General features: G+C 63.1%; 12 protein-coding genes. 4 read left to right on the top strand and 8 right to left on the bottom strand.

Features of this window, described 5'->3' with window-relative positions; all coding sequences use genetic code 11:
* Positions 1 to 584 (bottom strand): DNA polymerase IV (gene dinB / locus PMI02_RS14735; RefSeq protein ID WP_007684112.1); only part of this gene is annotated, 584 nt, incomplete at its 3' end.
* A gap of 90 nt (positions 585 to 674) precedes the next feature.
* On the opposite strand from dinB, the gene PMI02_RS14730 reads away from it, so the two are divergent.
* Complete coding sequence (locus PMI02_RS14730; protein WP_007684110.1) at positions 675 to 1,940, top strand: multidrug effflux MFS transporter; 1,266 nt, start codon at positions 675 to 677, stop codon at positions 1,938 to 1,940.
* A gap of 29 nt (positions 1,941 to 1,969) precedes the next feature.
* Here PMI02_RS14730 and PMI02_RS27170 read toward each other — a convergent pair whose 3' ends face one another.
* Positions 1,970 to 2,119, bottom strand: coding sequence for a lmo0937 family membrane protein (locus tag PMI02_RS27170; RefSeq protein WP_007684108.1), 150 nt, complete (start codon positions 2,117 to 2,119; stop codon positions 1,970 to 1,972).
* A gap of 446 nt (positions 2,120 to 2,565) precedes the next feature.
* Positions 2,566 to 3,201: a hypothetical protein gene (locus PMI02_RS27165; protein WP_157222531.1), complete on the bottom strand. Its 636-nt coding sequence runs from the start codon at positions 3,199 to 3,201 to the stop codon at positions 2,566 to 2,568.
* Between the two features lie 160 nt (positions 3,202 to 3,361).
* On the opposite strand from PMI02_RS27165, the gene PMI02_RS27160 reads away from it, so the two are divergent.
* From PMI02_RS27160 to PMI02_RS14720, 3 genes are all read left to right on the top strand, one after another.
* Positions 3,362 to 3,826, top strand: coding sequence for a hypothetical protein (locus tag PMI02_RS27160; protein WP_157222530.1), 465 nt, complete (start codon positions 3,362 to 3,364; stop codon positions 3,824 to 3,826).
* Between the two features lie 308 nt (positions 3,827 to 4,134).
* On the top strand, positions 4,135 to 4,368 hold the full coding sequence (locus tag PMI02_RS14725) for a hypothetical protein (RefSeq protein ID WP_157222529.1): 234 nt from the start codon (positions 4,135 to 4,137) through the stop codon (positions 4,366 to 4,368).
* Positions 4,365 to 4,814 (top strand): hypothetical protein, encoded by a 450-nt coding sequence (locus PMI02_RS14720; RefSeq protein ID WP_007684102.1) that lies wholly within the window; start codon positions 4,365 to 4,367, stop codon positions 4,812 to 4,814. The genes PMI02_RS14725 and PMI02_RS14720 overlap by 4 nt, the downstream gene beginning before the upstream one ends.
* 209 nt (positions 4,815 to 5,023) lie before the next feature.
* On the opposite strand, the gene PMI02_RS14715 is transcribed toward PMI02_RS14720, so the two are convergent.
* From PMI02_RS14715 to crtY, 5 genes are read right to left on the bottom strand one after another with little or no spacing between them, the layout of a single operon-like run.
* Positions 5,024 to 5,998, bottom strand: a complete 975-nt coding sequence (locus tag PMI02_RS14715) for a phytoene/squalene synthase family protein (RefSeq protein ID WP_007684101.1) — start codon at positions 5,996 to 5,998, stop codon at positions 5,024 to 5,026.
* A 3-nt stretch (positions 5,999 to 6,001) separates the two neighbouring features.
* Complete coding sequence (locus PMI02_RS14710; RefSeq protein WP_007684099.1) at positions 6,002 to 6,595, bottom strand: TIGR00730 family Rossman fold protein; 594 nt, start codon at positions 6,593 to 6,595, stop codon at positions 6,002 to 6,004.
* Positions 6,592 to 7,047, bottom strand: a complete 456-nt coding sequence (locus PMI02_RS14705; RefSeq protein WP_007684097.1) for a hypothetical protein — start codon at positions 7,045 to 7,047, stop codon at positions 6,592 to 6,594. The genes PMI02_RS14710 and PMI02_RS14705 overlap by 4 nt, the downstream gene beginning before the upstream one ends.
* Positions 7,044 to 8,522, bottom strand: a complete 1,479-nt coding sequence (locus PMI02_RS14700) for a phytoene desaturase (protein ID WP_007684094.1) — start codon at positions 8,520 to 8,522, stop codon at positions 7,044 to 7,046. The genes PMI02_RS14705 and PMI02_RS14700 overlap by 4 nt, the downstream gene beginning before the upstream one ends.
* Entirely contained in the window at positions 8,519 to 9,733 is a 1,215-nt protein-coding gene (gene crtY / locus PMI02_RS14695; protein WP_007684092.1) for a lycopene beta-cyclase CrtY, read from the bottom strand. Before crtY ends, PMI02_RS14700 begins: the two co-directional genes overlap by 4 nt.
* Positions 9,734 to 9,868 lie beyond the last annotated feature (135 nt).

The raw sequence follows: 9,868 nt of genomic DNA, 5'->3' as shown, positions 1-9,868 counted from the left end.
CGGCGCACCGGCAGCCCCGCCACGAAGGCTGCGCCCTCGCCGGGGCGGATCACGCAAAGCCCGTCGGGCTTGTTCTGGTCGCTGGCGAGCTTGGCGATGAATTTGTTGTAAGAGACCCCTGCGCTCGCCGTCAGCTGGGTGTCGGCCTTGATCCGGCGGCGGATTTCCTGCGCGATCCGGGTGGCCGAGCCGATGCCCTTGAGGTCGGCGGTAACATCGAGATACGCCTCGTCGAGCGAGAGCGGCTCCACATGCGGGGTGTAGTCGAGGAAGATCGCGCGGATCTGCTGGCTGACCTCGCGGTAGACCTCGAAGCGCGGCTTGCGGAAGATAAGGTCGGGGCAAAGCCGCACCGCGCGGGACGAGGGCATCGCCGAGCGCACACCGAAGACCCGTGCCTCGTAGCTCGCCGCTGCCACCACGCCGCGCCCGGACGAGCCGCCCACCGCGACAGGAAGCCCGCGGATCGAGGGGTCGTCGCGCTGCTCGACGCTGGCGTAGAAGGCGTCCATGTCGACGTGGATGATCTTGCGCAGGCCCTCGGCCTCTTCCTCGTGCGCGTGATGATCATCGTGCGGTGACATGACGCCTCATATAACGTCGCCAGGGATGAAAGCGCCACCACTTGCGCATTTTGGCTGGCTAACAAAAGCCAACTGCGGCATGCGCGGGGCATGCATTCCCCCGATGCCCGTCCGGCCCAGTTCCCGATGAAGGAACTGGAATTTGTCGCCATGATGGCGTCCTTCCAGGCACTTCAAGCGCTGGCGATTGACGTCATGCTGCCCGCGCTCGGCGCGATCAGCAACGACCTCCACCTTGCCGACCCCAACCAGCGGCAGCTGATCATCGGCGTGTTCCTGATCTGCTCGGGCCTCGGATCGCTGTTTCCCGGCGCCCTGGCGGATCGATTCGGGCGGCGGCCCGTAGTGCTCTGCGCGATCGGCGCTTACGTCGCGCTTTCGGTGCTGTGCGCCATTGCCGGCAGCTTCGAGCTGCTGCTGGCAGCACGCGGTGTGATGGGCTTCGTGACCTCCGCGATGATGGTCATGCCAATGACGATCCTGCGCGACCGTTTCGACGGGGACCGCATGGCACGCACGCAGTCGCTGATAGCTATGACCTTCATGGTCGTGCCAATGATCGCGCCCATGATCGGCCAATCGGTGCTGCTGTTCGCGGGCTGGCGCTGGATCTTCGGGATCATGGGCGTGCTGGCGATCGGCGTATTCGCCTGGGCACTTTTGCGCCTCCCCGAGACGCTGCACCCCGATTTCCGCCAACCGGTGAAGCTCAAGGTCATCGCCGGCAACATGCGCCTCGCGCTCAGCGAGCGGGCTGCGCTCGGCTATTTCGTCGGCGCTGCTTTCGTGCAGGGTGCGATGTTCGGCTACCTCAACAGCGCGCAGCAGCTGATCGGCGAGCATTTCGGGGCCGGCACGCTTTTCCCGGTGATGTTCGGCGGCATGGCGTTAGTCATGGCCTGCAGCAATTTCGCGAACTCTCGAATTGTCGAGCGGTTCGGCGCGCGGCGGGTCTCCCACGCGGCGCTGCTGGTCTACATTGCGCTCGGCGCCGTCCACCTGTTCTTCGCGTTCCGGGGGGAGGGCCTGTGGACCTTCCTGCCGATCATGACGCTAAGCATGTGCATGATGAGCTTCATGGGTTCGAACTTCCAGGCGATCTCGCTTCAGCCCTTCGCGCGGATTGCGGGGGCGGCGGCATCTGTCATGTCGTTCGTTCGAGTGGTGTTCGGGGCGATCTTGGGATCGCTGATCGGGCAGGCCTACGACGGAACGGCGCGGCCGATTCTGGCGGCAATGGTGGTTTGCGGACTGAGCGCCCTGGTGCTTGTACTGTATTCGGAGAAAGGCCGGCTATTCCGCCGCGTCAATCCGCCCGAATATTACCGCAACAAGCCGCCGCTGGTGGAGCCCTGAGCGGCCCAGCGCCGACCAGGGCCTTCCACCTAGACGCCGCGACGAACGCGGAAAAGCTGCACCAGGCCAACGATGATTGCGAGCACCAGCAAAAGGTGAATCACCGCGCCCGAAACCTTGAACACGACGAGCCCCAGAATCCAGAGCACGAAGAGAATGGCGGCGATGGTGAACAGCATGGTGGATTCTCCTGAGGGTTATGCGGGAGCAACGCGTGGGACCCAGCAAAGCTCCCAGATATATGTCTGGAATGTTACTCTGTCTTGCTAAGCCTTGGGCGATCTGTGATGGAAAGCGGCTCGACGCGTAGCAACCGCAAAAGTCCAGTACCCGCATGGCCCGGCCCATTAGCAAAGGTGGAGCTCGACCACCGGTCCGCGAAGCCACTTCGTCAGCGCGCCACTAGCGTGTTGAAGATCGCACCATCTTCGCGCACTTCCCCGCGCAGGACGTTCTTCGCTACAGCAGCCGCTATCGTGTTCTTGTGCACGTCCAAGCCCACATAATTCATTGTCCTGGTCCTCGTTCGCCTCCTTGCAGGGGATCGCGCGGACCAGCTCGGCGCGATCTCATCGCTGTATATGACGCGGCGCGCCTCCCAGCCTCAGGTGAACATGTGGTCTAGCTAGTAGCCGACTGATAGTGCTCGCTTTAAGTCAAGGGCGAGCAGCGGCGAATCGGGATCCATGTTTTCGCGCGAAAGCCTCGCGACTTCAGAGAGCATCTCATGCCTACGCTGCGCGATCGGGAGCGATGCAATCCGGATATACAGCCTCACGGTCTTTACCCACAGCGCATCTGATGACCGGACATCCTCTAGCGCTCGGGAAAAGGCAGGGGCATGGATAACCCACTCGCCGTTCTTTACACGTAGAAATGCGACCACGATGGCATCTTTATTGAACACATTCCGGTTGCAGCCGCCGCTAAAAGCATCGGGGTTTGCGTCAACAAGATTTCGGGGGTCGCTTGGAGTTGCATGATGCTTGTTATTCGCGAGTATCGCGCCTTCTAAGGACACTATATTTGACAAATATTGGCCTTTGAGTAAAGAAATTGGCGTCAAATCTGCTCGTATAAGGCCACTTTTTCTATCGGCATGTGACCCTCCTACACGGGCCAAGACGATGGCATCAGCTTGTTCGACCAGCTCGATCGTGGTCGGTATGTGGTACGTGGCGGGGACTGCACATGCAGCTGCTGGTGCAGCGCTAAGGGAAATTTTAGTCAGCAATATCAGTACAATAACGATCTTGGTCATACACCCCACTTCATTTCGCAGGTTGATTGTTGCAAAGTTGAATAGATTGGGCAACGCCGGTGACCGATCGAGATTGTTTGCGGCTGCTATGCCGAGATGTAGATATCGCGTCAGGGCAGGCATGGGCCGAAAATGGGGCGGGCTTTTGCCAGGGGGAATCATGAAATATTTTGCCATAATTGCTTTAACGGTGATGCAGTTTCCCACGCCCGCCGCCGCTGCCGAAGATTGGACTTATTCTAAGAAAAATGTCGCCGCAGGTGCTTTGACGGCAAAAGAGAAAGGCCTTTGCGCCTTACACAATGGCGCCGCCCGGTCGGTCTGTTGGGGCCTCAAAAATGCAATTGCAAACACCTGCACTGAGATGGCATCAGGGCCCGCGCAATATGTTTGCTTGGGGATTCGGCAATCCCACAAAAAGGCACCATGTGCTGACGTTGCGGACATTGGACTAGATATCTGCGCTGCGTACACCTCCGCTTTAGCTTCTGAGAATGCATGTTCTAACGGCACTTCTGGCCAGGTGGCCATATGCCAAGGCCTGGTCGAAGCTTTCACTGAAGACAAGCCGGAGCCGGAGCCGGAATCCGGAAGTCTGGCTGAGGACATAATTGATCTTTTATGATAAGCCGCTTCTGTTTTTCTTATGAACGACACGCAGCCGAGGCGTCTCATACTTCGGTTTGTCCCGGTTCGGCGACTGCTACTGCGGCGGACTGCGCGGCAATCGGTTACTTACAGTCGCTTAGTGTGCTGCGCAGTGATCTCGGCCTATAGATCGTTTTGCTTTACCGATCGTGCCTTGCGCTGCAGGGGAATTCCTAACCCGGCCTCTTCTTTTCCCATAAATCCAGTAGCATAGACCACTCGTGGGAAGTCGAAGGTCGTTTGAAGGCCGGCTCGGTGGTGAAGAGATCATGCCTTTACCGGCGCTTGCGCAATGCCATTCACCCGCTTTTCGAGAACGGTCTGATGATGGCGGGCGTTGCCATTGCCTATCACGCGGAAAATGAGCTTGTGAGTCCCAACATGATGAAAGCAATGATGGCCAGGTTGCAGGACTCAATTGAAGGCGTGGAAACTGAGATCCGGGCCGTTGTAGCGTGCACCTGCACCTGCAGCGATCGGCTGCCAGCGCGTATTTTGCCTAAGGAGACGCGGCATTGAGCTGCGACAGCGACGCTGAACAGCGACTTCGCGAGAAGCTCCGCAAGATCGAAGCGCTGTTCGCAGGCGCAGCGACGGAGGGCGAAAAAGCTGCAGCTGGTGCCGCTGCTGAACGCATCAGGCAACAGTTTGCCGAAACCAGCCGGCGAGAAGCTTCGGAGGACTTCAAGTTCTCGATCCATGATCCGTGGTCCCGGCAGCTCTTCACTGCGCTATGCCGGCGGTACGGCATTCGTCCATTTCGCTACCGACGCATGCATAGCCAGTCCGTCCTCGTCCACGCGCCTGCCAGCTTCGTGAATCGGGTTCTGCTGCCTGAGTTCGACGAACTTAGCGCAGCGCTGTCTGCGCACTTGCTCGAGATCACCAACCGGATCATCCGGGAGGAGGTGTTTGCCACCACTGAAGAAGCTGAAGAAATCGCCGAGCCGGCGCAGTTGCGGTAGGCCAACCGCTGCCCCGTTACCGAATAGCTTTCGATTGCGAAAAGCTGCTCAGGCCGCCTCGCCGTACGGCGCTTAACTGTTTGCACACGGAGCAGACCCGTTTTTTGGTCTGGCATATCCGCCGCTCGGCGGGCCGGCGCCATGTACCGCCGCTAGCGGGCGTATATCCGGCGCGGCGTTACGAGCCGGCGCGACGCCGTGAGCTCGCGTCAAAGTCTTGGCGGACTCTGTCTTGCGAGATCCGCGAGTTCGCGGCGAGAAAGGCCAGGCTTCGGCGCGCCCCGAGGCACTGCCCGAGCTTCCATTAGAGCCTGTGCGACCATCGATAGCTTCTGCCATTTGCTAACGACAACGCGGTGGTCCCAGGCATGGGCGCCCAGATGCTCCACTTTACGGGCGATACCGCCGTAGATGTTGGCAGCGGAAAGCACGGCCCAGCGCTGGCGGAAAGTCAGCCGGGACGCGCCGATTCGCGCCGAAGCTTCATAGTCGCGAGCGAGCCTGCAGGCACGGGCGACTTGCGGAACCAGGGCGTGGCGGTAGTGCGGCTTGGTCACTTCGCCGGGCGGGATATCGGCCTCGGACAGCCATTCGATAGGCAGGTAGCAGCGCCCGTTTGCATCGTCCTCCCACACGTCGCGCACGATGTTGGCGAGTTGAAACGCCAGGCCGAGGTCGCAGGCGCGGTCGAGCGTGTCCTCGTCGTCGGCCGGCACGCCCATGACCGCTGCCATCATTACTCCCACCGCGCCCGCCACGTGGTAGCAGTAGCGCAGCATGTCGGCCTCGCTCCTCGGACGCCACTCGGCGGCGTCGAGCGCGAAGCCGGCGAGGACGTCCTCGACCATGGCCGGCGTCACCGGTGTTTCGCGCATGAGCTGGCCTAGCGCGTCGAAGGCGAACGAGCCTGTCTCCTCGCCCGCCATCGCGAGGTCGGTGAGCGCGCGGATGGTCGCGAGGCGCGATTCGGGGTCGAGCCGGGCGTCTAGCGGCACGGCTGGCGCCGCATGGCCATGGTCCTGCTCGTCGGCAATGTCGTCGCAGGCGCGGCACCAGGCGTAGAGCAGCCAGACCCGCTCGCGTGTCTCGCGGTCGAACAGGCGGCTGGCGGAAGCGAAGCTTTTCGAGCCCCGGCGGATTGAATCGTGTGCGGCTTCGACCAGTTCGGCGCGATCAGCGGGCATCGGTCACAGCGTGTTGGGATCCATGTTGACGATCGGCACGATGGGTTCGTGCGCTCGCATGCGGATTAGCAGCAGGTCGAGGTCGGTCTCGGCCATGATGATGCCCTGGTGGGCGGGGCGCACGAAGCCGACGTCGGCCATATGGCGGTTGAATTCGAGCAGCCCGTCGTAAAAGCCGAAGGCGTTGAGGATGCCGACCGGCTTGTTGTGATAGCCCAGCTGCGACCAGCTGACCGCTTCCCACAGCTCGTCCATGGTGCCGACCCCGCCGGGGAGGACGAGGAAGCCATCGGACAGGCGGGTGAAGGCGGCCTTGCGCTCGTGCATGTCGGCGACGATGGTGAGTTCGCAATCGTAGTTGGCAACTTCGCCGCCGCGGCCATTACCGCCTACCAGCGCCTCGGGAATGACGCCTAGCACTTCGCCGCCGGCCAGGAGCGCTGCGCCTGCGACGGCGCCCATCAGGCCGAGCCGGCCGCCGCCGTAGACGACGCCGATGCCCTGCTTCGCAAGCGCAGTACCGACGTTGGCGGCAAGCTGGACGTATCGGGGATCTGCGGGGGTGGCGGAACCGCAGTAGACGGCGAGGCGCTTCATTTTCTGTCTTCGACTTTCAGGTTCACGGGCGTGCCGTCGGGCAGATCGCGTGTCTGCCGGGCGATTTCGCCGGATAGGTAGATGAGGTCGACGAGGTCGATCCGGATGAGATTCTCGTGGGCATAGTCGCCGGCGACCATCGCCTGCGGCTTGAGGGAGTAGACCTCGCCCATGGCGGGCGGGCCGAGCCGCGCGGCGGCGGCATTGACCAGCGCGTCGGCGCGCCAGACGACCTGCACGTCATCGCGCACCATGTGGGCGGCAGCGGCGGCTTCGTCGCCGAGCGGGGTGACCATGCCGACGTCGGGGTCGAGGTAGTGGAACGTGCCCAGCCGGTCGATAACGAGCATATGGCCCAACAGGCTGTGGCTGACGACTTCTGCGAACTCCACGCCGGTCCAGCCCCAGGCGCTGCGCAGCGCGTTGAGTTGGGCGCTGAGGCCCAGGCTCACCGCAGGTCTTCCAGCATCAGCTTAGCGGTCGCCTTGGCACTGCCGACGACGCCCGGGATGCCCGCGCCCGGATGAGTACCGGCGCCGACGAGGTAGAGGTTCTTCAGCTTGTCGTCGCGGTTGTGACCGCGGAAGAACGCGCTCTGCGTCAGGATCGGCTCGAGGCTGAAGGCATTGCCGTTGTACGCGCCGAGGTCGGACTCGAAGTCCGGCGGGGCGTAATGGAAGCGGGTGACAATGCGGTCCTCGATGTCGGGGATCAGGCGTCGGCCGACTTCGGCGATCACCCGCTGTTCCAGCACCGGGCCGACCTCGTCCCAGTCGATCGGGAGCTTGCCCATGTGCGGCACGGGAACGAGCGCGTAGAACGTGCTCTTTCCCGCGGGCGCCATCGTGGGATCCGTGACGGTGGGGTGGTGGAGGTAGATCGAGAAGTCGCGCGGGAGTACGCCGTGCTTAAAGATGTCATCCAGCAGGCCCTTGTAGCGCGGGCCGAACAGGATGGTATGGTGCGGGATGCCGGGCCAAGTTCCTTCCAGTCCGAAATGGACTACGAAGAGGCTAGGCGAGAAGCGCTTCTTCTTGAGCTTCTTCGCCATCTCCTGTCCGCGCACAGTGTCGGCCAGCAGGGTGCCGTAGGTATGGACGAGATCGCCGTTGGAGGCGACCGCGTCGAAGCGTTCGCGCCAACCGCTTTCGCACTCGACCTCGGTGACCTGGTCGCCGATAGTGTGGACCTGCCGGACCTTGTCGCCCAGGCGCATGGTGCCGCCGAGGCGCTCGAACAGCGCGGCCATGCCCTTGGCCAGCTTGTTGGTACCGCCTTTGGTCCACCAGACGCCGCCGTCCTTTTCCAGCTTGTGGATCAGGGCATAGATCGCGCTGGTGGTCATCGGGTTGCCGCCGACGAGCAGCGTGTGGAACGAGAGCGCCTGGCGCAGGTGCTCGTCCTTCACGAAGTGCGAGACCATCGAATAGACCGAGCGCCAGGCCTGGTAGCGGGCGAGCGCGGGCGCGGCCTTGATCATGCTGGAGAAGTCGAGGAACGCCTCGTGCCCCAGCTTTACGTAGCCTTCCTGCCAGACCCCGGCGGAGTAGCGCTGAAAGTCCTCGTAACCGGCGAGGTCGTCGGGCGAGACGCGGGCGATCTCGCGGCGCAGCGCGGCCTCGTCATTGCCGTAGTCGAAAACGACGCCGTCGGTCCAGTTGAGGCGGTAGAACGGCGAGACCGGGAGCAGTGTGACGTCGTCGGCGATGTCGTGGCCCGAGAGCGCCCAGAGTTCGCGCAGGCAGTCCGGGTCGGTGACGACGGTAGGGCCGGCATCGAACGTGAAGCCGTCGCGCTCCCACTGATAGGCGCGGCCGCCCACCTTGTCGCGCGCTTCGATGAGAGTGGTGGCGATGCCAGCACTTTGCAGCCGAATCGCGAGGGAGAGGCCGCCGAAGCCGGCACCGATGACACAGGCGCGTTTCATGTACTGGCTCCAAGATCGGCGAGGGGACGGCCGCCGCCGGCCAGGCTGGCGAGCGCCGCGCCGACCGGCACCGGCGGCCTGCCGGCAAGGATGCGCGCCATGTCGAGCGGCGTGGAGCGGCCCGCATAGAAGCGTTCGATCAGCCCTTCGGACAGGGTGTAGAAGCGCGCCAGCATCCGCCAGCGATCGCCGCCTTCGGACGCGCCGAAGAGCATACGGCTCAACATCCGGTAAAAGCGTCCTTCACGCCAGTGTTGTGCGGCCCAGTCATGACTGATCGTTCCTAGTCTCTCGCCCGAGAGGTTGTCGAGGGTGGTGAGGTAGAGCGCAAATCTTACCGCATCGGGAATCGAGTAGGATGTTAACGGATGGCAAAGCGCGGCGCGGGTGCCGGCGCGGGCGAGGTCTCCCCCCAAGGCCCAAAACGCCGGGAAGTTCCCGGCCGCGATGACAGGTAGGACGCCGGTTTCCTCGTAGGCCATGCTTTCGACCTGCCAGCCGGCCCTGGCGGCGTAATCGGCGATGCGCCGGCGCAAGACGGGAAGGTCGAGGGCGGCTGTGTCGGAATAGTAGGTGTCCTCGACGAAGACTTCGGTTTCCGAGAAGGGCAGGCAATAGACGAAGCGGTAGCCGTCGAGCTGCTCGACGGTCGCATCCATCACCACCGGTCGGGTCAGTCCATGCGGGGCGGCAAGTCGCAGCGTGTGGCCGACAAACTTCTGCCAGCCGCCCGCCATGTGCGCGAGGCCGTGCGCGCCCCGCGCGTCGATCACGCCGCCCGCGGTGACGGCGCGGCCATCTGTCAGGGTAACTCGGGTCGGTGTGGCGCTCGCCACTTCCACCCCGGTCACGATGCGATCCGCTGGGAGGGCCGCGCGCACCGCAGCGTCGAGGCGCTCGCTGGTAGCGCTGCGATAGGGGGTGGTGAGGTGCCGCTCCAAGGCCCCAGGGAAGCGGACGGTGTAGCCGTCCCAGCGCGCAGCGATCAGCGGCTTGACGAGGTCCCCACCCTCGGCGGCGACATCGCTGGCGAAGAACGACCAGACGTGGCGGCCGCCGAGATTCTCGCCGCGCTCTAACACCATGACTGAAAGTTCGGGGCGATGCGCCGCCATGGCAAGCGCGATCAGGCCTCCTGCAAGCCCGCCGCCCAGGATCGCGAGATCGCAGGGGGCAGGCTCGGACTGACTATTCGGAGTTGATTGCCGCATGTTCGCCACGCTTAGGGACTGCGAACGATTGCTGCAACTTGGCAGGTTGTGCGCTTTGTTGCATGTTGGTCACGATGACAGGGGCACTGACAATTTGTGACGCATCGCTGGACGATGCGGCGGCCGGAGCAGAAA

The organism is Novosphingobium sp. AP12 (assembly GCF_000281975.1).
Classification (GTDB): Bacteria; Pseudomonadota; Alphaproteobacteria; order Sphingomonadales; family Sphingomonadaceae; genus Novosphingobium.
Note: the sequence above shows the minus strand (reverse complement) of the source record. Positions and strands in the feature narration are given on the sequence as shown.